Source organism: Parendozoicomonas sp. Alg238-R29, assembly GCF_947331445.1.
Taxonomy (GTDB): domain Bacteria; phylum Pseudomonadota; class Gammaproteobacteria; order Pseudomonadales; family Endozoicomonadaceae; genus Sansalvadorimonas.
Genome location: NZ_CAMZOG010000030.1, coordinates 1 through 22,295, shown reverse-complemented (window position 1 = coordinate 22,295; position 22,295 = coordinate 1). Strand labels below are relative to the sequence as shown.

Below are 22,295 nucleotides of genomic sequence, written 5' to 3'. Positions count from 1 at the left end.
TAAGCGGTTTTACAGCGTTTGTCTGTAAATATCTAGAGCCGTGTACTCCAGATAGGTGTAATGGTTTTGTTTGCTTTTGAATCCTGGTTTTGTTGCAGAATTGTCCCCTGACCTTGCAGCATCAAAATGACAGCGCCGTCTATCAAGCTGTTGCAGATGTCATGTGCTGTTCCATTGTCGTTAATCATGGATGTTGTGTGTGAAGCACTGGTTTGCCCATCTTTGAGAAGCGTTCCCAGAGAATCTCCAGTTAACAAATCCTGTCGGTAGATATCTTTCTTTAAGGCGCTGATAGCTTTAGCGATATCTTCTTTGTTTTCCAACGACAGTGAGCGTATGCGGCGAAGAGTTGTGACTATTCTGCTTCGCAGCAACCAGTAATGTTTTCGCACGGGCGGTGTATCGGTTCGAATATGCTTGCGAAGGCTTTTCTGTAAAAGACGAAGGTGTTTGATAGCTGAAGTAAAATTATCACAGGCGGTTCTTATTGCAAGAATGCTGGCTTTCTGGTCAGGGCCAACTTTAGGTTCCAGCTGGTCGCAAAAATGGCAGATATCATCATGAATGCCACGCACCTGAAGCTTGTAGAGCTTTCCAACCCGCCAGTTGGGCCAGGGAGGTACAGATTCTGGTAATGGGGCCTCATCATCCGGGTGCAGAAGATCATCACCGATATAAAGCCCGAAACCAATGAGTGCCACCGTACGGCGATAAAGTCGGCTGGTTTCATTTTGAAGTGCGATCAGAGCTGCGTCAGGATGTTCCAGTGCGGCAGGAATCAGTAACTTTGCTTTGGCGGGTTCTTTGCCGGGGAGGGGAATATCGAGATCAGTATTTTCAGAGTTATCTCTGAAAAGTTGGCTAAGAACCTGTGCCAACGGGCTGAGAAAAGGAAGAACCAGCATTGCTCCAACAATGTTGAACAGACTGTGGAACAACGCTAACTGCAGCATAGGTGAGTCGCTGATTCCGATAATGTTAGAAATCTGAAGCAAAATACTTTGCCATATTGGCAATGTAGGCAGAATCGCCAGCATGGCTGCCAGTTTGAAAATAACATTACCCAAGGCAAGTCGACGACCGTTACTGCTGGCACTGATGGCGGCCAAAGCGGCGGTCGCAGTGGTGCCAATATTTGTGCCAATACAGAGAGCCAGGGATTGTTCGAAATTAATCAGACCGTTGGCCATGGCAGCAATAACCAGAACCAACAGAGCATGGCTGGACTGCATAAGTACAGTAAGCAGCATGCCCATCATCACTCCACCCAGAAGACCATAATTTGTGGTCAGTAGTGAGAGATCTCCGGTATCCGCCATACCTTCACGTATGTAATGAATTCCAAGAAAGAGGAAGCCGATACCCAACAGAACGTAGCCAGTACCTTTTGAACGATGGTTGTTTTGTAGCTGCAGCAGGGTTCCCATCACCAAAAGTGGCATGGCGTAGTGACTGATTGCCACTTTCATACCAAATGCAGCCATCAACCAGGTTCCCACGGTTGAGCCCAGCCCGGCTCCAGCTACAAGGGCAATACCTGCGCTGAGACTGACCAAACCTGTGCTGACAAAAGAAACAGTGATAACTGAACTCAGAGAACTGGATTGCAGGATACTGGTAGAAAGTGTACCCGTAAGGTAGCTGCTCCAGCGGTTTTTAGTAGTTCTGGATAAAATTGATGACAACAGGCCACCACTGGCCTGGCGAAAGCCTTGTTCCAGACAGAGCATACCGAACAGGAACATGGATATGCCCGCAATAATGGTCAGGATATCCGGGTGAAACAGAAAACTGAAAATAAGCAGCAGTGTGATTACTGAAAATAAAATTCGGCGAAACATGAAGAGAAAACCTGATGGAATCAATACCCTGCAAAAAGTGGGTATCGGCCATCAGAAACAAGTCTGAAGTTACTGAGCGATATTGTTTTCTCAGGTAGATAGGCGGTGAACCACGGTCATCAAAGAGATATTTATTTGGTATGCACTGTGAACCTCCTTGATATTCGTCCTTTCGGTGGGGATAAAGATAATTAGGGGCGTTCTCAATTAAGCATACGACTCAGTGGCGCTGAAAGCCGCTAGGTGTTAGAAAGTCGTAGAATTTTGGGAGTTAGAAAAAGATATTGGCTCCAAAATACAGGAGCCGTAGTTAAGTTTGTTGAGGAAAATAATTAGGCTGCTATGTCAGCCTTCTTCGAACCTTCAAACACGTCAAGATCCAGCTCCCCCTCACTTTTTGACACAAGAATATTCACCATAATATCGCCAGTGATATTTACAGTTGTACGAGCCATGTCGAGTATTCTGTCTATACCGGCAATCAGGGCAACACCTTCAACAGGCAGGCCAACTGTTGTAAGAACCAGAGTCAGCATGATCAGTCCACCGCCAGGGATACCTGCTGTGCCGATAGAGGCAAGAGTGGCTGTAGCAATAATGGTGAGATAATCTGCTGTCTCCAGGTCCACGCCATAAGCTTGAGCAACGAACAACGCGGTAACGCCCTGATATAGAGCAGTGCCATCCATATTAATGGTGGCTCCAAGGGGAAGAATGAAGCTGGATGTGGACATAGGGGCTCCCAGCCTTTGCGAACACCGTAAGCTCACAGGTAGTGTTCCTGCGCTGCTGGATGTAGTGAAGGCAATAATTTGAGCGTCGAAAACCACTTTAAAAAAACGAACCGGACTGAGTTTCCCCAAAGATTTCAAACAGATCGCGTAGAACCCGTACAGGTGCAGCAGGCAGGCGATGTAGACCGCCACAATCACTTTAAGCAGCGGTAACAGAACATCCAGCCCATAAGCTCCTGCCAGCCAGGCCATAAGCCCGAATACTCCGTAGGGGGCAAACTTCATCACTATTCCGGTGAGTTTATACATGGCTTCTGCAAGACCTGCGAATACTGCGATGGCCGGTTTGCCCTTTTCTCCTGTTGCTGTGAGAGCTATTCCCAAAGCAAGGGCAAAGATAATAATCTGCAGAATATCGCCCTTGGCCATGGACTGAACGGGATTCTGGGGAATAAGGTCAATAATGGTGTTAACCAGAGATGGTGTTTCCTGAGCGGCGGCTGGTTGCTGCGCGACTAGATTAAGGTTGGCACCAGGTTCAATGATATAGCCGAACAGTAAACCAAGGGTTATCGCTATTGCTGTTGTCAGGATGTAAAAGGCCATGGTTTTCAAACCTATGCGCCCCATCTTGGTGGTGTTCTCCATTGATGTAACTCCTACAACCAGAGAGCAGAACACCAACGGCACAATCAGCATTTTTATAGCGTTAACAAACAGTGTGCCTATAGGTTTGAGCTGCTGGGCTTGAGGGCCAAGACATGCACCAACAATCAGGCCAAGGGTCATACCCACGATGATTTGTGACCAGACAGGAAGGTTGTTCCAGCGTTGCCAGAGGGAAGGAGATGCGTTGTCCGAGCCAGAGGGCGTGCTGTTAGCAGGTCCGATGGTCATGAAAAGTCTCCCGAATTATTAATTGGTATTTTTCGTATTAAAGACATGAGTTGTAAGAATAGAGGGTGTTGCCAGAAAAACTGGTTTCAGGATAGTTGCAGAGCAGATATTGTTGCCAGAACAGAAATAACAGTGGTTTGAAAATGTCGGGTCAGAGTGTGCTGAACTTTCGCGAGTACGGCAGTAAAGGGGCAAAGTTCCCTGTGATTATTCTTCATGGGCTGTTTGGCAGTATGGATAACCTTTCGCCAACAGCCCGCAGGGTAGCTGAAACCCGCTGGGTGATTACTGCTGATTTAAGAAATCATGGTCGTTCCTTTCATGATATGTCTATGACTTATCCCGTAATGGCAGAAGATGTGTTCAGGCTGATGGAGCATCTGAGTATCGAAAAAGCTGTTGTGTTAGGTCACTCCATGGGAGGAAAGGTGGCGATGCAAATGGCTGCCATTGCTCCGGAGAAGGTTGCGGCACTGGTGGTGGGTGATATTGCTCCGGTGGACTATCTGCCTGGGCATGACAACGTGTTGAATGCTCTGCGGAACTACAACCCAGAGAAAGCTTGCTCCAGGATTGATGCCGATAAACAGTTTGCTGCATATATTCAGGAATCAGGCGTTCGTCAGCTGCTGATTAAAAATCTTATGCGGGATAAAGAGGGGCGGTTTGTCTGGCGCATCAATGCTGCTGCATTGCTGGAGAACTATGAGGCAATTCGTGCGACTCCGGCGTTTGGCAGCAGCCCATTTGCTAATCCGGTGTTGTTTGTGAAAGGAAGTGAATCAGATTACTTACTGGCAGAGCACAAGCCTGTTATTGATCAGCACTACCCTAAGGCAAGCCTCAAAGTGATGACCGGTACAGGGCATTGGTTGCATGCAGAAAAACCAGACCTGTTTAACGGTATCGTTGAACGTTTTCTGAGCTCTATTGATTAGATGTCACCCGAAGGGTATTCACAAGCACTTTTACATCCCTTGAAAGGCAACCGGTATTCTGGCGGTGTTGTGCCTACCTGTAAAAGCGCATTGCGAATGCTGGGTTCGATAAAGCTATGTCAACAGAACCTAAGGTCAACAGAACCTAAGCTTGCAGATGACTGGCATCAGTGATACCAGTCGTCATCTTCTTCGAAATCATCAAAGTCTTCTTCATCATAATCGTCACCAATCGCGTCCTTAAGGTTTTTACGCTCAAAGTAGGTTTCGATACCCTTGCGAATACTGCGTGCTCTTTTTCGCTTGCACCTTTGTTGATTGGATTTTTTACGGCGTAACTCCAATCTTTCGGGCAGGCCGTCATCGGGTGAGAGACTCTCAGAGTCTGTGGTTGCGCGAGGCATGGTCCAGGTCCTTTGTACTACTGTCTCAACTTCAACTTTAGAAAACAGTGGTACGGACGAGGGCAGCTTAGGTATACCTAATCAGAATAAGAGTTAAGGTGCTGTTTTCTCTCGGTTTTTAAACGCAGGAAAACGTCAATATCCTGGCTGGGATTTATCCGGTATCCAGGTTCCTGCCGGTAATCTGTAAACTTCTGTCTCAATCTGGCCATCGGGATAGAGTCTCAGCTTCCGGTAACCTGGCTGCAGATCATCGGTGGCAAAGCCTTCGGCTTCAGGCTTGAACTGGACACAGGTTGAAGGGATTCCCAGTATGCGTACTCCCTGATGATCAATGTCCCGTTCCTGGTGGGTATGGCCGTGAATAATGGTCTGAACCTGAGGGTAACCTTTCAGTAAGGTCAGCACCGCCTCACTGTTGCGAAGGGCAATTTCATCAATCCAGCGGCTTCCAACCGGTACTGGGTGGTGATGCATGGCTACAAGAATGGGATGCCCCTGAAACGCAACCAGCTGACTTTCAAATTTGTCGAGCTCTGCCGAAGAAAGGGTTCCGTAAACGGCGCCGTCTGTCTGGGTATTCAGCATAAGCACAACCCAGTTTCCAATGCGAATATGGTCAGGAAAGAAGCTGGCAAAGTTGTTATCGGATTCTTTGATGACAGCCATTTCGTCATGATTGCCCCGTAACCAGGCGCAAGGAGCTTTCAGGGTGGAAGTGACTTTCCGGCAGAACTGGTAAGACTCGAGGCTGTCATCCTGTGAGATATCGCCAGTGACCAGGATCTGGTCTATTGATGGCTCCCTATCTTTAATCATGGAAACCACATTGGCAAACGAGTGACAGGTTCGAATGCCAATAAGATCTCTGGACTCGTCTGCAAACAAGTGACAGTCACTTAACTGAATCAGGTTTACCGGACGCTGCAACAAGGTATTCGGCCTGTGTTATTGATATTTATCAGTAAGAGCAAATCCCGAGCACAGATAATAACTGTCAGTAAGGGCATACTCCAGAGCTCTTGTCTGTTCTGTTAAGATGTTGGCAGTGCTAATCGCTGCTCAGGGAAGAATTGGCAGGGGATCGTTGGAGTAACCCGCAGACAAACAGTGTTGCAGCCACTCAGAGAGAAGTTTGTTCAACTGGTGCTTTTCATCGGGTTGATACATGTGGGGGTTTGGGTAGCTGTAGCGTGCATCCAATCCGCGATGACAACCTGCGGCCATAACTTCTGCCATACGTACATCGTGGTACATGCGAACAGTGAGGCTGGGCAGTGGCAGCCAGGAATGTAGAGGTTGTACCACAGATAAAGCCAGAAGGGTGGTGTAGCGAGTTTGTTCAACAATCTTCAGGCTGGCTTCTGCGGTATGGCCGCCCACCTCGATCATGACTGTCAGAGTTGTACCCGCACCGCCACTTGGTGTGATCTGGCTGAGTCCCAGGTAGTTTCTTTCACAAACCGTCTGCAACCCAACCAGATCCACACTGTAGCGTGAACGCGACAGATCTTTATTGCGGGTTGTGTACAAATGCATAGAGTCGTTAATTCCCCAAGCCCTGTTTGTAATATAACTGGAAGCTTATATTGCTCTCATGTTTTTAAAATAGCCATATGTACAATTTGGTAAGAAATATCAGTTTGGTTTTTCAGGGCTTAATGTTATTTTTGCCCATTTGCAGGAAAATTCCTGCACCCTTCTCGCTGAAATGTGGGGAATATAAGCAGTTTCCCGGCAAGCGATTTTACCAGATACAGGACTGTGAATGATGGCATCCAAGCGATTGCTGGTCGGAATCAGTGCCGCGGTTATGGCACTGAGTGGGACTCTTCAAGCTCAGGAGTCTGCAGATCTCCTGAAGGTATATGAGCTGGCGCTGAAAAATGATACCCAGCTGGCCGCGGCACAGGCGTCTCTGAAAGCTTCTGAAGAAGCTGTACCCCAAAGCCGTGCGGCACTGCTACCTAACATCGGCTTAAATGCGCAGACGAACTCTAACCGCTCTTCAATGCTAGATGCCAACACTCTGCCAGCCGGTGCCGGTAATCGTACCAACGATTGGAACAGCCATAGCTGGAGCGCAACTCTGACTCAGCCCCTGTTCAATCTTGAGTCCTGGTTCAACTTTGAGCGTACGGGTACTCTGACCGAACAGGCTCGCCTGAGTCTGGCTGTTGAAACACAGAACCTGATTATGCGTACTTCTGAAGCTTACTTTAATGTGCTGCGTGCAGAAGATGCCTTGTCTACAGCCCTTGCTGAAGAGCGCGCTGTAAAGCGTCAGCTGGAACAGACCCAGCAGCGTTTTGAGGTTGGTTTGATTGCGGAAACTGATGTTCTTGAAGCTCGTGCTGCCTACGACTCTTCTCGTGTTGCTCGTATACAGGCAAACAATGATGTTTCAGTAGCGCTTGAAAACCTGCGCACTTTGACCAACATTTACATCGCTGACCTGGTTAAGCTTGATAAAACCATGCCGGTTGCCACTCCGGCACCTCTGGTTATTGAACAGTGGGTAAATACCGCGGTATCCCAGAACCTGACCCTGCAGGCTGCCCGTAAAGGTGTGAAGGCTGCTGAAACTCAAGTAAAAGTAAGCCGTTCTGGTCATGCACCTACCCTGAATGCTGTTGCGACCTATGGTCATAATGTTGATCCAACCACCGGGCGTACTTATAACAATGGTTATACCTCCAATGGTAAAACCAATAGCACCACTTACAGCCTGCAGCTGAGTGTGCCTATCTTCCGTGGTGGCCTGACCAGTTCCAGGGTTCGGGAATCCGGCTACAGACTGGAACAGAGCCAGATGGACTTTGACAACACTTTGCGCCAGACCAGTGCAAATACCCGTAACCTGTTCAATACAGTCAATGCTGATGTAGAACGTGTTGATGCACGTTGTCAGGGCATTGTGTCTGCAAGCAGCGCATTAAAAGCAACAGAAAGTGGTTATGAGGTAGGAACCCGCAACATTGTTGATGTTCTGGATGCCCAACAGAGCCTCTATAGCGCTCAGCGTGATTACCTGAATGCTCGCTATGATTTCATCATTAACACACTCAGACTAAAACAGACTGCCGGTACTCTGAGCCCTCAGGACCTGAAAGACCTGAATGCCTGGATTCGTGCCAGCAAGGATGATGAGTTAACACCCGTATGTAAGAGCGCTTAAACGCTCCTGGATAAAATTTGCACATAAAAAGAAGCCGGATTTCACCCGGCTTCTTTTGGTTTGAATCCCACACTTTTATTTTTCTATCAATGCCTGTGCCAGCATAAGTTGACGACTGAGAGCACCTCTGTTTTTATTCATGACTTCAAGAGCGGCATTACCCGCATTTTGGGCGGCATCTTGATCCGTTAGAATATACTCGGCATGTCGGGTTAATCCGGCGCTGGTGTGCACAGTTGTTAAAGCGCCAGCTTCTTCCAGCGTGGCGGTGACTTCCTGGAAGTTGAATACATGGGGGCCAGAAACAATTGGCAGGCCCAAAGCCGCGGGTTCCAGTGGATTATGTCCGCCATGTTCCACCAGGCTTCCCCCCACAAAGGCCAGGTCAGCGGTTGCATACATGCGCAACAATTCGCCCATTGTGTCCCCCAGAAGAACATCTGTTTCAGGGGTGACTGGAGCATTCGTACTGCGACGGCTGATGTTCCATTCCTCGTTTTTCAGCAGTTCATAAACAGCGTCAAAACGTTCCGGGTGTCTTGGCACCACGATAAGAAGAACATCGGACAATGTACGGCTTAGATTTCGGAAGGCTTCAACAATCTGCTCGTCTTCACCTTTATGAGTGCTGGCAGCAATTAGAATTCGCGCGTGCCCGGGGCGACCTCTCAGCCAGCTTTCCCGTAAATCTTTACCTTCACTTTTTAACGCTTCGGGAATATCTAAATCATATTTCAGTGTCCCGGTGACCTGCATGCGGGCCTTTGGGAAGCCAAGCTCTATAAAACGCCGGGCATCGTCTTCAGTCTGAGCAGCAATAAAGGAAAGCTGTTGAAGCATCTTGCGGGTTAAAGGGCCCAATCTGCCGTAGCCTTTGGCAGAGCGTTCAGACAGTCGGGCATTGGTGAGCAGAACAGGGATGTTACGTTTATGGCAGGCAGCAATGGTGTTTGGCCATAGTTCAGTCTCCATCACCACAGCCAACTCCGGTTGAATACGTTTCAGAAAACGACTGACTGAGCAGGGAAGATCATAAGGCGCATAAACATGGAAAACAGTATCACCGTAAAGTATTTTGACCTGTTCTGAGCCAGTTGGAGTCATCGTGGTCACGACAATCCGGTGATCTGGATAGGCGCTCTGCAGTTTCTTAACCAGCGGAGCGGCCGCAATGGATTCTCCTACGGAAACTGTGTGTATCCAAATGCTCTTTTTGCCATCTGCCGGTGGTGTGATCAACCCAAAACGTTCATGCCAACGGCGCGCATAGGCCGGAGCACTTCTGGCTCGATAGAGAAGGCGCAGGACTACAAGAGGCAGACCAAGGTAGAAGATTAGGGTGTAGACAAAACGCGACATTGGAAACCGCTTTGGTGTAAGGGGCGGTTATTATCTGAAAGGTAAAGCTGGAGTACCAGAGGTTTGGATCATAAATACCATAAGAAATTCAGTGGTTCAGACTATTTCCCAATCTCTTTGATCGCAGGCTGGAAATACATTGTGACGTATTAACTCGGTTTTTAACCAAGATATTTGGAAGAGTTTTCCATGATGCAGTCACCACAAGTTGTCACAAATCAACCAGGTTTTCAGCGTACAGAATCGTTGGGTAGTGTCCTTGCTTTTGAAGGTGTGACCTCAGGCCGAAATGGTCGTGAGGCGGTGTATATGGATTAAGGAGTTGAAATGACTGGTTTTGAAAAAACTATGGAAGTTATGGTAACCAGCCCTGATTTCAGGGCTGGTCTCTAGTTTCCCTTGTATCTGTACTCTTCCGCCCTTATATATAGCCACCGAAATCTCTTTATCTGACAGGTAGCTAACAGCTAATGAACCATGTCATTGAAGCTGACGTAACAGTTGTCGGCGGTGGTATTGCAGGCCTGTGGTTATTCCGGCGCCTGAACAATATGGGCTACAAAGCCCTTCTTCTTGAAAATGAAACACTGGGTGGTGGGCAAACCATCAAATCCCAGGGGATTATTCATGGCGGTATCAAGTATGCGCTGTCTGGAAATCTGACCAAAGCATCAGAATGTATAGCCGGTATGCCAGCACGCTGGTTGTCGGCCATCCAAGGGGAAGGTGAACTGGACCTGACCTCTGTTCGCATTCTTTCTGATCACCAGTTTATGTGGACACCAGGTGGCTTTGGCTCTCGCATGGCAGCATTCTTTGGCAGCAAGGCATTACGCGGCCGGGTAGATAGGGTAACCCGTGATGAACTACCAGAGGCATTCAACACACCAGCTTTTAAAGGCAAGCTTTATAAACTGAACGAAAGTGTTCTGGACATTGAATCTGTTGTGCGTGCCCTGATTGATGGTCTGGAAGATCGTATCATTCACGTAGACTGGGAGAACAACACAACTCTCAAACTTAACGAAGACAAATCTATTGCCGGTATTGAAATGGTGCGCGGCGATGATCACTACACCATTGATGCCAAGCAGTATGTGTTTACTGCCGGTGAAGGTACAGGTGACCTGCTGGAACGCTGGCAGCTGGAATCTCCTACCATGCAACTGCGCCCACTGCACATGGTGATGGTAGAGCACGACTTCCCACATCCTGTTTATGCACACTGCGTAAGCACAGATATTGTTCCTCGCCTGACCATGACCAGCCATCCTTCCGAGAATGGTCGCTGGGTTTGGTATATGGGGGGGGAACTGGCTGAGTCTGGTGTGAAGCGTGATACTGATGCCCAGATTGCACTGGGCAAGAAAGAACTTAAGAAGCTGATGCCTTGGGTTGATCTCGGCAAAGCACGCTGGGGAGCTCTGCGTGTTAACCGTGCTGAACCTAAGCAGAGCAAGCTGCTTCGCCCTGATGCTGCTTATTGCAAACAGGTGCAGAATGGTATGGTCACCTGGCCAACGAAATTGGCACTGGCCCCAAACCTTGCTGACGAAGTGATTCGTAACCTTGAGGCAAAAGGTATCAAGCCTCAGGGCAATGAAGGCTTTATTGCTCCCAATCAACCTCGCCCGGAAGTGACTAAGCCTTTCTGGGAAGGTCGTTTGCAGGACTGTTAAGGAATCCACTTATGGAAAACCACTGGCTGCGCTCCGTGGCAGACACTGGGCTCAAGGTATCTGCTGTTGGATTTGGTACCGTAAAGCTCGGTCGTAATGAGCAGGTGAAGTATCCTGGCTCATTTAAAATTCCTGGTGATGCCGAGGCGTTGAATCTTTTGGCGCAGGCGCGGGATCTGGGTATTAATTTACTGGATACCGCACCGGCCTATGGCACCAGCGAAGAACGTTTGGGCAAGCTCCTTCAGGGGCAGCGTGACCAGTGGATAATCTGCAGTAAAGTAGGTGAAGAGTTTGAAAACGGGCAATCCCATTTCAATTTCACCCCCGAACATGTCCGCTTCAGCGTTGAACGCAGCCTTCAGCGTTTGAACACCGATTGTGTGGATATGGTATTGGTGCACTCCGATGGCAATGATGTTGATGTCATTCGTCGTTATGGCTGTCTGGATGTGTTGGAAGACCTGAAGAAAGAAGGGCTGATTCGTGCCAGCGGTATGTCTACCAAAACAGTAGAAGGCGGTATCCTGGCTCTGGAGAAGTCTGACTGCGTTATGGTCACCTGGAACCTGAACGAACAGGGCGAAAAGGCTGTACTCGACTTTGCACATCAGCACAATAAATCCATTCTGGTAAAGAAGGCTTTGGCCAGCGGACACCTTTGCAGTGACGGTGAAGACCCGGTGAAAGCCAGTATGGATTTTGTCTATTCACATCCTGGTGTGACCAGTGCGGTTTTGGGGACAATTAACCTGAAACATATGCGACAGAATGTAGAAGCTGTGAAAGCGGCGTTTTAAAGATTCAAGGTAACTATGTCTCAATGTCTGCGCAGGGAGCCTGCAGATCATTTCCGTACTTGCCGGGTAAGTCTGGGCGTAGATAGTGATATCTGCCCTTACGGTGGTTTACTCACCTTTGCAGAAGTTCAAGCCCTGCGTAAGGTGGGAGTTATTCAGGAACAAGGTGGCAAACGTATATTTGCCAATCTCGGTGTATCGCTGCAGTTAACCGTTCGTCATGGCTCTCGCCGGGCATTAGTGCTGGTGGAGCAGAATGGGTTTTTGAAACTGGTGTCTGGTTATGTGCCAGCAGAGCATCTGGATAATCCATTAATAACCGCATGGGCAGAACTTATGGAAGAAGTTCTGCCGTTTTCCGATGGTCAATGTTATGGATATTCCTCCGAAGGCCAGCCTTTGGCTGACCCTTATGAGTTAAACCGCCAGTCTTTTCTTCCGGTGACGCAATCGAGCTTTCTTTTTGAGGATTCGGGTGAAAACTTCAGCTTTAAGGGGAAGTCTTTGTCCTGGCCGGTTACTGGTTATATTCATTCCTCCACTGCCAGTTTTCAGCTGGTATTCCCTGTTGAAGTTGTTTTGCCGCAAAAAGTAACTTTGCTTCATGTGGAAGACAGTTTCGATGGGGTCGTCGGTGAGCTGCTCAGTATTCTTGATGAAAACTCTTATGTTGTTTTGATGGCGCTGGATAAGAACAACCTGCCAACCGGGGAGTTATTTACGCTGGGAGATGGGCACTGGAAACCTTTTTCTAAAGATAAACTTCAACTCTCAGAATTTTTTCGTGGTCTCGGCCAACGTTTAGCCCGTCCTTTTTAGGGTATGTTCACGATTAAACATACGACTCAGTGGCCACCCGAAGAGCATTCCCAAAAGTCTCTATGGCTGCGTTGCCACTCTTTGAAAGGCAACCAGTATTCCGGTGGAGCGGCGCCCAACCCTGGAAAATTGTGGTAATGCTGAGTTCGATGTTTAATCGTGAACATACCCTAGACTAAATACAATCATTACAACATTGTGCTCGGGGACAGGCATGCTTGGTGCTCTCTATATTCTGGCGATAACCGTTGAAGGTATGTCTGGTGCGCTGGCGGCTGGTCGAAGGAATATGGATCCTGTTGGTGTGATTTTTATTGCCTGCTGTACCGCTATTGGAGGCGGTTCTGTCCGTGATGTGTTGATAGGCAACTACCCTCTGGTTTGGGTCGCGAACCCGCTGTTCCTGATCATAATTATCACAGCTGCCATGCTCACCATTTATATCAGCCGCTGGATGCGTTACCTCAGAAGAGCATTTCTTATTCTGGATGGCATAGGTTTGATGACCTTTACGGTTATTGGTGTACAAAAAACGCTGGCTCTTGGCCACAGCTGGTTTATTGCCGCGTTAATGGGAGTTTTTACCGGGGTGTTTGGCGGGATTATCCGCGATGTTATGTGTAACCGGGTGCCGCTGGTGTTTCGGGCAGAACTGTATGCCAGTATCGCTTTTGCGGCAGCCTGGCTGTACATCGGTTTGTTGCAAACTGATCTGCCCAGCTGGATCAGTGTTGTGATCACAATTGTTTTAGGTTTTTCCTTCCGCTATGCAGCGATAGTAAGAGAGTGGGAGCTACCACGTTTTTATTATCGCCATAATAGCTGGCACTAATACTCAAGGGCGCCAGAACGGCTTCTCCAGATGTTGTAACGCCGTACAATCCGGCGGGCAACACTGTTTTTAACCTGATTCTCTTCACTCCCGTTCATTGTTTTTCTCTCTTGTCAGTGGAGAGTCAAGATTAAAGCTGGCACACCGTTCGAGACAGATTCAGATAACTAGAAAAATAAACAGTACAGAAGGGGTTGGGTTTGATCTGTCATGCTTTCTGACGGTCAAATCTGTCATGTTTATGGGGCGATCCAAACTCTATGAAGCTGCGGCAGACAAACTGCTGGAGCGCAGGGGCTGGGTAGAAGCCCGCCCTCGCTCGGGGTATTATGTCTGTGATCTTTTACCCGATCAGGACGAACCTCCGCGGTTAACCCGCTCAAGGCTGGTGCCCTGTAATGTTTCCCAGTGGCGTCTGGCACTGAACTCTACCAGTCATAATCCTGGTGATATTCCTCTTCAGTTTGGACGCGCGTCACCAGACCTGACTTTAACTTCTATCACCCCTGTGAAGCGTTATCTGGCGGATATGACCCGTGCTGCCAACTCTGTCGGTTTAGGATATGGCGCATTGCAAGGTGTTGATGAACTTCGAGTGCAGGTTGCCCGCTGAATGGTAGGAGCTGGTTGCCGAATAAAACCCCAGAATGTGCTGATTACCACAGGTTGCCAGAAGCTATTACCTGCGCTTTGCAGGCAGTTACCAAACCGGGGGATATTGTTGCGATAAATTCTCCAACCTATTACGCCATCATTCAGGCTCTTGAAGCTTTGCATCTAAAAGCATTGGAAATTCCTGAAGGAACTCGAGCGACCTGCCCGAAAGGAGGCATTCTGTTATGGATAGAGTTACCTGAAGGCGTGGATGCTAAAGAGTTATCCCGACAGGCGTTGATCAATGGCATCAGTATTGCGCCAGGGCCAATGTTCACTGTTGATTGCAAGTATGAGCTCATTTAGCGACTCAAGTGCTTCTTAGCCCGGTGATCCAGCAGCATTTAACACTTCGGCAAGCTGCCCTAACAACATTAAATTTGCTGCTGTACTTTCTAACAAAGCTGTACTTTCTAACAAAATAGTTATTCACCCCATCACTATCAGGAACTTTCAAGGAAAAAAGAATCAAACAGGAATCAAGTCGCTACTCTAGCAACTAAAATAGGTGCCATGATGACCCCCGCTGAATCTCAACATTCGGTACCCCAATCTCCTGCGCAATCCAGAACGCCAACGCCTGAACCTGTGTCGAAGCCACATGCAGCTATAGCAACAGGACATAAAGTCACCAGCATTCCTCCTTCTCAAGAAGCCAGTGTGGCCATGTTGGAGAAAATGCCATTTGATGCGTTACAAACAAAAGCAGGAAGAGTCGCAACCGAAGTAAAACTCAGGATCAGGAAAGTCCGCGATGCAAATGCACTAGGGCAAGAGGCTAGTGGTGCAACTCATAAATTATTAGAGTTTCAACAGTCATGCCAAAACTCCCCAGGCAAAGAAATACAATTCTGGGCACCAGAAGGGCTTGCAAGCCAGTTAGAGCCCACTTGGAGAAAATGTCTTGCTCTCTATAACTGCGAAAACCCAAATGCGCCTTTAGCCCAAGGCATTGCAAACGTTCGATGCAACCCCTCTCTTAGGAATGCCTACGATAAAGCCAGAGCAAGAGTGTTAGCCTTTCTCGGCAGTCATGACTGTGTAGGAGCAGAGAGCATGGCTAGCACCTTGCTAATAACAGCCTGCTCTTCTATTAGCCGTAAATTTTTAGGTACTGGTAACGACCGGCAGCAACTGGGTGCACTATTTAATCAGGTGGCAACACAATTCATCACAGGACTTTCTCACTTCACACAGTGTCTGGAATTACAGTCAAAAGACACCGATTTTGATAGGAGCGAGATTAATAGGCTCAAGATCAATATAGCCAACCTTATGCCCTTGTTTTACAGAAAGATAGCGCTTATCTATATAGCCTGTTATGGCTCGATTGCCCAAGTTAAAAAAGACGAAGTCTCACTCAAAAAAACTTTTCCAGGAGATGCTTGCGCCGAAACACTCAAGTTACTCCAGATCATATTTGAAGGATTTAACGCTCCCACGGCACAGAAAGCTCCCACGACACAGAAAGCTCTCGCGACACAGAAAGCTCTCGCGGTACAGAAAGTTCTGTTGGAGGCGGATAAACATTTTGCAGTATCTCTAAATGATAAGCGCGAACCAAAGGTCGCTATAGATCTCTTCTGCTCTCGCATTTTAATGGGAGCAGTATCGGGATATTTAGAGATAACAGAAACATCTATGCAGGATATGGCTCGATTTTGTACCGACAATAAAATGCTCGAAGAGGGATTATCAGAGTATGAGGATAAATCGCTAAACTTTCCTGCGGCAGTCCTGGACGTGAGCCTTCTAATAGCGGCTCAGCTCTCTGAACAGGGAGATAGTGTTATGGAAATTCAGAGAATGAGATGGAGGGCTATAAAGTTGCTGACTGACCTGAAAACCTGCTGGTCAAGCTTTTATCCTCACCCTAAAGAAAAGTCACCACCTAAAAAGCGCTATAACAACTTGGATGCGCTTCTCACCCAAATACAAAACGAATCAAACAAGACCATTGAAAGAGCTATTAAAGTACTGGATGCAATGGAAAAGGCGAAGCCTACTCCTAAAACACCGAAAGCCTATTCAGCAGGTACCCTTGTAGACAAACTTTGTGAGGGTGAAGCTCCTCTACTTGAAGCTTCTCCACTTGAAAATCAGAAAGCTACTATAGCTAGCCCGTCTCTTTCGGAGATAGCTATAAAAAGCAACTGGGAAACACTGAAAGAAGCTACAGATAATATTAAAACCGACAATGTCACTGAGCGCTTCAGGGCTTATCGACAGGTTACCAACAGCAGTGCGAAAAACTCTACACCTGAGCAGAAGGTACTGGCGTACTACGGTCTTGTTGAATGGGCCCACTTACAAGCTAAAGAGGTTTATGAGTCCTGCCAAAAATCCATGTCCTTTATCAAAAGGTATTCTGAATATTTGAGGGGCTTTCAGGTGCCACCTCCGCAAGATGGGCAGAAGTTCCAGCCCATGGTTGAAGAGTTCAGAGCACACTTTCAGGAATTCTCAACCCATGTTGGATTGATGGAAGGCTTCCGAAGGGATCTGGATAAAGTGATACTTTTGAACGACTCCAAATGTTTCAATAACGAAGAGTTACAGCAAGGCTTTCAGTGGATAAGAGAAGAGTGCTGTCGTTATATTCGGGAGGTGAACCAAACAGCCTCTGAATTACCAAAGATATGTAAACTCAGAAAAAAGTGCCTACAAGGACTTCAAACATCAAACCCATCAGGGAGTAAACAGCCTTATTCCTACAAGGATGCACTCGAAGGCATCTCACAACATAAAAAGTCGTTGGATGAATTGCTCTCATCACTTGAACAGGGTTTTGAAGTCTACCGTGAGAGGGCAACACCTCCTGTTAAAACCGCTGATGAAGGAACGTGATACCATCACAGGCTTCCCCTGATCTGAAGCAGTAGTTATGGACACCTCCCTAAGAGGGTAAAATCACTCTGCGAGGTGACCAATGACAACCAAGAAAAAGCGTAAACTCCATTCTCCTGAGCTCAAGGCTGAATTCTCCTGAGCTTAAGGCTGAGGCCGTAAAGCGGGCGATTGTTGGAACGCCTGTGTGGAAAACTTCTTCCATTCTCTGAAGGTAGAAGCAGTGCTCTATGAACCGATGGTCAATCGTGAACAATGGCCTTATTTCTCAATAAATTTGCATCCGTAGACGGGAGCCTTAACATCTCACAGGTTTCTAATTAATTTGTGACTCTATGACCGTGTTGACATCACAAAGTACTTCTTCATGGGCCTGGACGGGCGTTGTTCTTGCCAGCGGTCAGTCTTCCCGCATGGGGGAAGATAAAGCCATGTTGCTGTGGGGAGAAAAACCGCTCTATCAACATATGGGGGAGACCTTGAAGGCTGCTGGGGCTGATAATGTTCTTGTGAATCGTCCAGGTTTGTCGAGCAACTCGATTGTTGATATATACCCTGGCCGCGGGCCGCTTTCCGGCATTCATGCGGTGTTAAAAGTGTGTCAAACTCCAGCACTTATTATCATCCCTGTGGATATGCCTTTACTTCGGCCAGAGCATTTGACCAAGCTGGTCTGTGAGTTTGATGGGTGCCGACCAGTGCAATACCAGAACTATTCGTTGCCACTGTTATTGCCGGTTAATAAGGAAGTCCTGCAAGCTGTTGAGGTGGCTATTACCAGTGACAATCGCCGTGATTATGCTCTATGGCGGCTGTTCGAGAAGTTGGGAGGGGTTTCTCTGCCTAAGCCTGATAACCACCAGGACTGCTTTTCCAATACCAATACTCCGGAAGAGTGGAAAGCTTGCTTGAATGGAGAGAATTAAACTCTCCATATTCAATACTCATTAATGAACGGACTGTTCTTTTTGTTCTTTTTGTTCTTTTTGTTCAGTCTGTTCACTCTTTTCGTCTTTAATAGCATGGAAGCGAGTAAGCACTTCATGAAGCAGCTGAACCTTATGCATCAGCTGTTTTAAAGACATCACGTATGCGGTGTCATCCACCTTTAGTAGTTCGGTCAGCTCATTAGCGGTTTCAACCATGTAGGGCAGAAAACGGTCAGAGTTCGCTGTAAAAGGGGAGCCCTTCTGGAAAATGGCTGAGAACTTGCCCTTATTCTGTTTTTTCAGCATCTCCAGCTGTTCGTCTGCGCTTTGAGCGAGAGGGTAGAGTACCTTCAGACTATCGGTGATTTTATTCACTACAGCTTCGCGGGTGGATTGGCTGATACCGGTTTCGGTGGGTTGAGACATAAGGAACTCGTTGGTGTACAGGCAATAAAACAAGAAAGGATTATAGCGAAGGCCGATGATAATTAAGAGGGCTTATGTAGAGAAACGTAGAGAGTGATAACTTTATGATATTCAAAGAGTAAGTGTGAGACCTGAGGTTGTACTGCCATAAATTGGATGGGTAACTCTCAGGGCTGGGAGAAAAATAGAAAGGGTTCACCCTAATCGATTTAAGGGTAGCAGCGACGATAATCGGTATTCTAGCCATTGTCGCCATGATCCAGTACCCCATTTATTCCGCCCGTGCCAAATTCACCGAACTGATCTCGCTGGCATCGGATTACCAGAAAGAAGCCTGCGAATATTACTCCGTGAACGGAATGGTGATTCCAAACAGAAAAGATACTATCAACTCAGCATATGTTCGGGAGATAGCGTTTTGGTAGAATACAGAGGGGCAAGCTATGCATGTATATCCCTAGCTTTTGAACTCTTGCTTCTCCTTTCATGTTGTTGGGAGATAGCTATTCAGCGAATTGCCCAGCAACATGACACCCCCTCCAATTAATAAAGAAATATTCATATCTTCGCTATACAGCCACGCTCCCACTACAGACATAGTTGGCAGGTGCAGAAAATCCAGAGTCAAAACGGTTGTTACTTCTGCACATTGCATAGCTTTGGTCATACAGTAATGAGCTGAAAGTGCGGAAATGCCTATAATAACGATCCATGAGATCCATGAAAGTTGGGCCAAAGCTGGCCATGTCCAACCGGAAAGAGAAAAGATCAACCCTATAGGAGGCTGAACAACGCACATAAATAATACTACTCTGGAAATGCTTTCTGTTGAGGCAAGAGCCTTTGTGGATGAATGAACCATTGCGTAAAACAACGCTGAAGCCAGCATGATCAGTGTTGGCCTCAATGCCGGGTTTGACGATAATCAGCACACCGATAAACTCCAATGTAATAGAAACTATTTTTCGGGTCGTAAGCTGCTCTTTAAGAAACAGGGCAGCGAACCCAGCATTGCCGAGAGCCTCTATGGGTAGGCGCCACTGAGTCGTATGCTTAATTGAGAACGCCCCCTAGTCTTCAGGCCAGGACTCATAGTGAATAGCTGCTTCGAGGCTTCGGCGTGACAACCAGCCCCGTTTTTCCAGCTCTGGCTTTTCATGGAACTGGCTAACATAACCTACGCACAGGTAAGCGATAATATCGATGCTGTCGGGAATATTCAGAGCTGTACGAAGTACATGGTCATGAATAATACTGACCCAGCCAACGCCAAGGTTTTCTGCCCGGGCAGCAAGCCACAGGTTTTGTATGGCGCAAACAGAACTGTATAAATCCATCTCTGGCTTGATCGTACGACCTAATACAACGGGACCATTTCTGGAACGGTCACAGGTTACACAAATACCCAGTGGTGCCTCGAGAATACCTTCCAGTTTGAGGGCGCTGTATTGTTGCTTGCGTTCACTATCAAACATTTCAGCTGATTCCGCGTGGGCCTTCTGGAAGCCCTCCTTGATCGCCTGCTTGGTTGACGGACACTGAACAACAATAAAGTCCCATGGCTGCATGAAGCCCACGCTGGGAGCGTGGTGTGCGGCCTTGAGAATGCGTTTTAAAATATCTTCCGGAACAGGTTTGTTGAGAAACTCTCCCCGAACGTCTCGTCGTGAAAAAATAGTTTTATAGAGAGCATCTCTTTCGGATTCAGTAATAGTCATAAACGTTATGTCTGTGGGGCGAACATGCTGAAATCAAGAGCAACACAGTCTCCCAGCCAATAGGCAAACTCAGTATGATCCTTCAGGTCATCACCGGTCAGGGCATGAATCAGAATGCTGAGATTTCCCCGGTTCTTATCCAGCCAGGGAACCAGTTCATCAAAGCTCTTATGTGAGAATATGATCTGGCAACTCCAGCGGGGATGGGGGCCGACCAGTTTTTGGTGAACACGCCCGACTTTTAAACCGAAAAGGTCGCCTGCTTCAAGGCAAAGCTTTTCTGCAAACTCCAAAGTCTGCCTATCAAAGTAAACATGAGCGTGATAAGCCTTATGGCAATTCACCGGGCGTTTAGCAGAGTTCATCGGGATCTCATTGTTCTGTATCCCTGTGCACATTATTCCTGAAACTCCCCGCTTTCAATCCAGGTCAGTACACTTTTCCATAAGTTTTCTTTCAGGGTGTCCCTGAAGAACCCAGTATGGGCTATAGCCTTCACCCCAAGATTTTTTGGATTGAGTATTTTTAAGGAGGAAGGTGCACCGGGGAAGAAGCGCAACAGGTATTCAATATTGATTTCGGGAGCAAGATTGTCATCGGTAAAACCGAGGGAAAGGATATTGCCCTTAATATTTGGATAATGGCTGGTATCGAGATGAAAGGTATCCTGAAACAGGTAATCCTGTTCAGTCATCCACCGAGACCACTGACTGATGTAAGGCGAAGGAATAGGCTGGTTTCCCAACCCCAGAGACTTGGTTGGAAACTGTTTGGTGAAACCGGCAATAAGTGGAAACAGAACTTTGGCGGCCAACAGGATTTTCAGGTTCTCCGGCGCAGGCCACCGTTTCCAGTAGGGAGCCGATGAGGCAACGAACACCATTTTCTTCAGCTCTTTTGCAGAGGGAGCCAGACCAAGCAGCTGTCCGCCAATACTGTGTCCAATAAAGTAAGCGGGAAGATTTTTAGTGAGTGCAAACTGGATAACGGTTTCGATATCCTGCGAACCCCAATCAGAAAGACTCAGTGATGTAGATTTTGCTGAGGTGCTGTTTTGCCCGGTATAGCGGTAATCAAATGTGATTGCGTGCAAACCACTTTCTACCAAAAAGTCAGCAAAACGCTGGTAGTAAGTTTGAGATACCCCAATGGCACTGGCGATGATCACAGTACCTTTGGGGTTTGGTGACGGATAAAAATTAATTGACAGTGGGTAGTTATCTGAGCACGTGATTACCTGTTGTTCTACCATGATAAAGCAAGCCTCTTCTTATTGGTGTATATCGGCTTATTAGACGATGGGTGCTTATTTTAAAGCAGAACGGGAAAGGCTGTAGATACTTATTTCATTACCGTGAAAGTTAAAGTTTCTGGAAAATGTTTGCCCAATCCTTTCCGACACTTTTATTGAAGGGTGATTGTCCGGGGAAATAAGGCTGATAAGTTCATCGTTATCAGTATTCTCGAAACCCCATTTTACGGCTGCTTTTGCGGCTTCTGTCGCGTAACCCTTGCCCCAGTGGTTTGGGTCGAGTCCCCAGCCCACTTCTGTGCCAGGCCAGCCTTCAGGCTCAAAAAGCCCTGCTCGGCCAACCAGTTCTCCGGTAGCTTTTTCTTCGAGAGCCCAAAAACCAAAACCTCTTAACGGCCAATGGCCAACAACCATCGCCATACTGCGCCAGGCATCTTCTCTGCTGATTGGTTTTTGAGGGCCAATATGTTTCATGAATTTCGGGTTGGTGCACCATTGGGCGTAAGCCGGGAAGTCCTCTTCACGAAGACCTCTAAGGATTAAGCGATCTGTTTCTATCTGGGGAATGTCCATGAGATTAAGTTACGTCACCTGGTATAAGAGAGCGATTATGTTGCCTATCCGGCGGTTGTTGTGTTGTGGTGCAAATCAATAATGCGTCATATTTTAAATTTATTGGGGTTGGGCCAGGTTTCTTCTTCTGGCTTATTAAACTGTAAAAGTTAAATTAGATCACTACTGTCCGGTTAAGCATAAACCAGTTCCAGACTCCCCTGATTCTGGAGTGAATTGACTTCCATGCTATCCGGCGGATCACTGAATAATTCCAACAAAGAGCAACGGCGGGTCAGATTAAGACTGACTCTTCGGGCTATTTGCTGTAACGACAATTTGCAGGGTGTTGTGATCTGAGCCAGGCGCAGCAGGAGGTAGGCAATCATTGCTGTGAGCACCTGTATTTTTACAGCATTTTCACTGCGCCCAAGGA

Annotated in this window: 22 protein-coding genes and 1 pseudogene; 11 read left to right on the top strand and 12 right to left on the bottom strand. The window is 47.4% G+C overall.

Annotated features, from left to right (window positions below; all coding sequences use genetic code 11):
- Positions 1 to 32: 32 nt before the first annotated feature.
- Together QMA35_RS09535 and QMA35_RS09530 are read right to left on the bottom strand one after the other, a co-directional pair.
- The gene (locus QMA35_RS09535; protein WP_281646917.1) at positions 33 to 1,841 is read right to left on the bottom strand and encodes a Na/Pi symporter; all 1,809 of its coding nucleotides are present in this window, start codon (positions 1,839 to 1,841) and stop codon (positions 33 to 35) included.
- 332 nt (positions 1,842 to 2,173) lie between these two features.
- Positions 2,174 to 3,472 (bottom strand): dicarboxylate/amino acid:cation symporter, encoded by a 1,299-nt coding sequence (locus QMA35_RS09530; protein WP_281646916.1) that lies wholly within the window; start codon positions 3,470 to 3,472, stop codon positions 2,174 to 2,176.
- Positions 3,473 to 3,615: 143 nt separating this feature from the next.
- On the opposite strand from QMA35_RS09530, the gene QMA35_RS09525 reads away from it, so the two are divergent.
- A complete protein-coding gene (locus tag QMA35_RS09525; protein WP_281646915.1) occupies positions 3,616 to 4,410 on the top strand; it encodes an alpha/beta fold hydrolase in 795 nt (264 codons plus the stop codon).
- A 167-nt stretch (positions 4,411 to 4,577) separates the two neighbouring features.
- Here QMA35_RS09525 and QMA35_RS09520 read toward each other — a convergent pair whose 3' ends face one another.
- From QMA35_RS09520 to QMA35_RS09510, 3 genes are all read right to left on the bottom strand, one after another.
- On the bottom strand, positions 4,578 to 4,814 hold the full coding sequence (locus QMA35_RS09520) for a hypothetical protein (protein ID WP_281646914.1): 237 nt from the start codon (positions 4,812 to 4,814) through the stop codon (positions 4,578 to 4,580).
- A gap of 135 nt (positions 4,815 to 4,949) precedes the next feature.
- On the bottom strand, positions 4,950 to 5,744 hold the full coding sequence (gene cpdA / locus QMA35_RS09515) for a 3',5'-cyclic-AMP phosphodiesterase (RefSeq protein WP_281646913.1): 795 nt from the start codon (positions 5,742 to 5,744) through the stop codon (positions 4,950 to 4,952).
- A gap of 132 nt (positions 5,745 to 5,876) precedes the next feature.
- Positions 5,877 to 6,353, bottom strand: coding sequence for a DUF1249 domain-containing protein (locus tag QMA35_RS09510; protein WP_281646912.1), 477 nt, complete (start codon positions 6,351 to 6,353; stop codon positions 5,877 to 5,879).
- Positions 6,354 to 6,582: 229 nt separating this feature from the next.
- On the opposite strand from QMA35_RS09510, the gene QMA35_RS09505 reads away from it, so the two are divergent.
- Positions 6,583 to 7,992: a TolC family outer membrane protein gene (locus QMA35_RS09505; RefSeq protein WP_281646911.1), complete on the top strand. Its 1,410-nt coding sequence runs from the start codon at positions 6,583 to 6,585 to the stop codon at positions 7,990 to 7,992.
- Positions 7,993 to 8,067: 75 nt separating this feature from the next.
- Here QMA35_RS09505 and waaA read toward each other — a convergent pair whose 3' ends face one another.
- Positions 8,068 to 9,351 (bottom strand): lipid IV(A) 3-deoxy-D-manno-octulosonic acid transferase, encoded by a 1,284-nt coding sequence (gene waaA / locus QMA35_RS09500; protein WP_281646910.1) that lies wholly within the window; start codon positions 9,349 to 9,351, stop codon positions 8,068 to 8,070.
- A 189-nt stretch (positions 9,352 to 9,540) separates the two neighbouring features.
- Between waaA and QMA35_RS09495 the strand changes: the two genes are divergently transcribed.
- The 9 genes from QMA35_RS09495 to QMA35_RS09455 all read left to right on the top strand — a co-directional run bounded on the left by QMA35_RS09495 (position 9,541) and on the right by QMA35_RS09455 (position 17,908).
- Positions 9,541 to 9,669 carry a hypothetical protein gene (locus tag QMA35_RS09495; RefSeq protein ID WP_281646909.1) on the top strand — a complete coding sequence of 43 codons (129 nt, stop codon included), beginning with the start codon at positions 9,541 to 9,543 and terminating at the stop codon, positions 9,667 to 9,669.
- 152 nt (positions 9,670 to 9,821) lie between these two features.
- Entirely contained in the window at positions 9,822 to 11,030 is a 1,209-nt protein-coding gene (locus tag QMA35_RS09490) for an FAD-dependent oxidoreductase (RefSeq protein WP_281646908.1), read from the top strand.
- Between the two features lie 11 nt (positions 11,031 to 11,041).
- Complete coding sequence (locus tag QMA35_RS09485; protein ID WP_281646907.1) at positions 11,042 to 11,830, top strand: aldo/keto reductase; 789 nt, start codon at positions 11,042 to 11,044, stop codon at positions 11,828 to 11,830.
- A 15-nt stretch (positions 11,831 to 11,845) separates the two neighbouring features.
- On the top strand, positions 11,846 to 12,649 hold the full coding sequence (locus QMA35_RS09480) for a hypothetical protein (RefSeq protein WP_281646906.1): 804 nt from the start codon (positions 11,846 to 11,848) through the stop codon (positions 12,647 to 12,649).
- A gap of 214 nt (positions 12,650 to 12,863) precedes the next feature.
- Entirely contained in the window at positions 12,864 to 13,481 is a 618-nt protein-coding gene (locus QMA35_RS09475) for a trimeric intracellular cation channel family protein (protein WP_281646905.1), read from the top strand.
- Positions 13,482 to 13,722: 241 nt separating this feature from the next.
- Positions 13,723 to 14,094 carry a hypothetical protein gene (locus QMA35_RS09470; RefSeq protein WP_281646904.1) on the top strand — a complete coding sequence of 124 codons (372 nt, stop codon included), beginning with the start codon at positions 13,723 to 13,725 and terminating at the stop codon, positions 14,092 to 14,094.
- A 14-nt stretch (positions 14,095 to 14,108) separates the two neighbouring features.
- Positions 14,109 to 14,441, top strand: coding sequence for a hypothetical protein (locus QMA35_RS09465; protein WP_281646903.1), 333 nt, complete (start codon positions 14,109 to 14,111; stop codon positions 14,439 to 14,441).
- A gap of 360 nt (positions 14,442 to 14,801) precedes the next feature.
- Entirely contained in the window at positions 14,802 to 16,982 is a 2,181-nt protein-coding gene (locus QMA35_RS09460) for a hypothetical protein (RefSeq protein ID WP_281646902.1), read from the top strand.
- Positions 16,983 to 17,317: 335 nt separating this feature from the next.
- The gene (locus tag QMA35_RS09455) at positions 17,318 to 17,908 is read left to right on the top strand and encodes a molybdenum cofactor guanylyltransferase (protein ID WP_281646901.1); all 591 of its coding nucleotides are present in this window, start codon (positions 17,318 to 17,320) and stop codon (positions 17,906 to 17,908) included.
- A 21-nt stretch (positions 17,909 to 17,929) separates the two neighbouring features.
- Here the strand turns inward: QMA35_RS09455 and QMA35_RS09450 are convergent, their stop codons facing one another.
- From QMA35_RS09450 to QMA35_RS09425, 6 genes and pseudogenes are all read right to left on the bottom strand, one after another.
- The gene (locus tag QMA35_RS09450; protein WP_281646900.1) at positions 17,930 to 18,337 is read right to left on the bottom strand and encodes a hypothetical protein; all 408 of its coding nucleotides are present in this window, start codon (positions 18,335 to 18,337) and stop codon (positions 17,930 to 17,932) included.
- A 1,070-nt stretch (positions 18,338 to 19,407) separates the two neighbouring features.
- Complete coding sequence (bluB, locus tag QMA35_RS09445; RefSeq protein WP_281646899.1) at positions 19,408 to 20,055, bottom strand: 5,6-dimethylbenzimidazole synthase; 648 nt, start codon at positions 20,053 to 20,055, stop codon at positions 19,408 to 19,410.
- A gap of 5 nt (positions 20,056 to 20,060) precedes the next feature.
- Positions 20,061 to 20,420 carry a DOPA 4,5-dioxygenase family protein gene (locus QMA35_RS09440; protein ID WP_281646898.1) on the bottom strand — a complete coding sequence of 120 codons (360 nt, stop codon included), beginning with the start codon at positions 20,418 to 20,420 and terminating at the stop codon, positions 20,061 to 20,063.
- Positions 20,421 to 20,452: 32 nt separating this feature from the next.
- On the bottom strand, positions 20,453 to 21,307 hold the full coding sequence (locus tag QMA35_RS09435) for an alpha/beta fold hydrolase (protein WP_281646897.1): 855 nt from the start codon (positions 21,305 to 21,307) through the stop codon (positions 20,453 to 20,455).
- A gap of 54 nt (positions 21,308 to 21,361) precedes the next feature.
- A complete protein-coding gene (locus tag QMA35_RS09430; protein ID WP_281646896.1) occupies positions 21,362 to 21,880 on the bottom strand; it encodes a GNAT family N-acetyltransferase in 519 nt (172 codons plus the stop codon).
- A 173-nt stretch (positions 21,881 to 22,053) separates the two neighbouring features.
- Positions 22,054 to 22,295, bottom strand: a pseudogene (locus tag QMA35_RS09425) (hypothetical protein); the annotation flags it as partial.

Excerpts from the sequence above, each read along its gene's own strand:
- QMA35_RS09530 (WP_281646916.1), bottom strand. The coding sequence starts at position 3,472 with ATGACCATCGGACCTGCTAACAGCACGCCCTCTGGCTCGGACAACGCA.
- QMA35_RS09430 (WP_281646896.1), bottom strand. The coding sequence starts at position 21,880 with ATGGACATTCCCCAGATAGAAACAGATCGCTTAATCCTTAGAGGTCTT.
- QMA35_RS09475 (WP_281646905.1), top strand. The coding sequence starts at position 12,864 with ATGCTTGGTGCTCTCTATATTCTGGCGATAACCGTTGAAGGTATGTCT.
- QMA35_RS09495 (WP_281646909.1), top strand. The coding sequence starts at position 9,541 with ATGATGCAGTCACCACAAGTTGTCACAAATCAACCAGGTTTTCAGCGT.
- QMA35_RS09455 (WP_281646901.1), top strand. The coding sequence starts at position 17,318 with ATGACCGTGTTGACATCACAAAGTACTTCTTCATGGGCCTGGACGGGC.
- QMA35_RS09460 (WP_281646902.1), top strand. The coding sequence starts at position 14,802 with ATGTTGGAGAAAATGCCATTTGATGCGTTACAAACAAAAGCAGGAAGA.
- QMA35_RS09505 (WP_281646911.1), top strand. The coding sequence starts at position 6,583 with ATGATGGCATCCAAGCGATTGCTGGTCGGAATCAGTGCCGCGGTTATG.
- QMA35_RS09450 (WP_281646900.1), bottom strand. The coding sequence starts at position 18,337 with ATGTCTCAACCCACCGAAACCGGTATCAGCCAATCCACCCGCGAAGCT.
- QMA35_RS09440 (WP_281646898.1), bottom strand. The coding sequence starts at position 20,420 with ATGAACTCTGCTAAACGCCCGGTGAATTGCCATAAGGCTTATCACGCT.
- QMA35_RS09470 (WP_281646904.1), top strand. The coding sequence starts at position 13,723 with ATGGGGCGATCCAAACTCTATGAAGCTGCGGCAGACAAACTGCTGGAG.
- QMA35_RS09520 (WP_281646914.1), bottom strand. The coding sequence starts at position 4,814 with ATGCCTCGCGCAACCACAGACTCTGAGAGTCTCTCACCCGATGACGGC.
- QMA35_RS09485 (WP_281646907.1), top strand. The coding sequence starts at position 11,042 with ATGGAAAACCACTGGCTGCGCTCCGTGGCAGACACTGGGCTCAAGGTA.
- waaA (WP_281646910.1), bottom strand. The coding sequence starts at position 9,351 with ATGTCGCGTTTTGTCTACACCCTAATCTTCTACCTTGGTCTGCCTCTT.
- QMA35_RS09525 (WP_281646915.1), top strand. The coding sequence starts at position 3,616 with ATGTCGGGTCAGAGTGTGCTGAACTTTCGCGAGTACGGCAGTAAAGGG.
- QMA35_RS09480 (WP_281646906.1), top strand. The coding sequence starts at position 11,846 with ATGTCTCAATGTCTGCGCAGGGAGCCTGCAGATCATTTCCGTACTTGC.
- QMA35_RS09490 (WP_281646908.1), top strand. The coding sequence starts at position 9,822 with ATGAACCATGTCATTGAAGCTGACGTAACAGTTGTCGGCGGTGGTATT.
- bluB (WP_281646899.1), bottom strand. The coding sequence starts at position 20,055 with ATGACTATTACTGAATCCGAAAGAGATGCTCTCTATAAAACTATTTTT.
- QMA35_RS09510 (WP_281646912.1), bottom strand. The coding sequence starts at position 6,353 with ATGCATTTGTACACAACCCGCAATAAAGATCTGTCGCGTTCACGCTAC.
- QMA35_RS09435 (WP_281646897.1), bottom strand. The coding sequence starts at position 21,307 with ATGGTAGAACAACAGGTAATCACGTGCTCAGATAACTACCCACTGTCA.
- QMA35_RS09535 (WP_281646917.1), bottom strand. The coding sequence starts at position 1,841 with ATGTTTCGCCGAATTTTATTTTCAGTAATCACACTGCTGCTTATTTTC.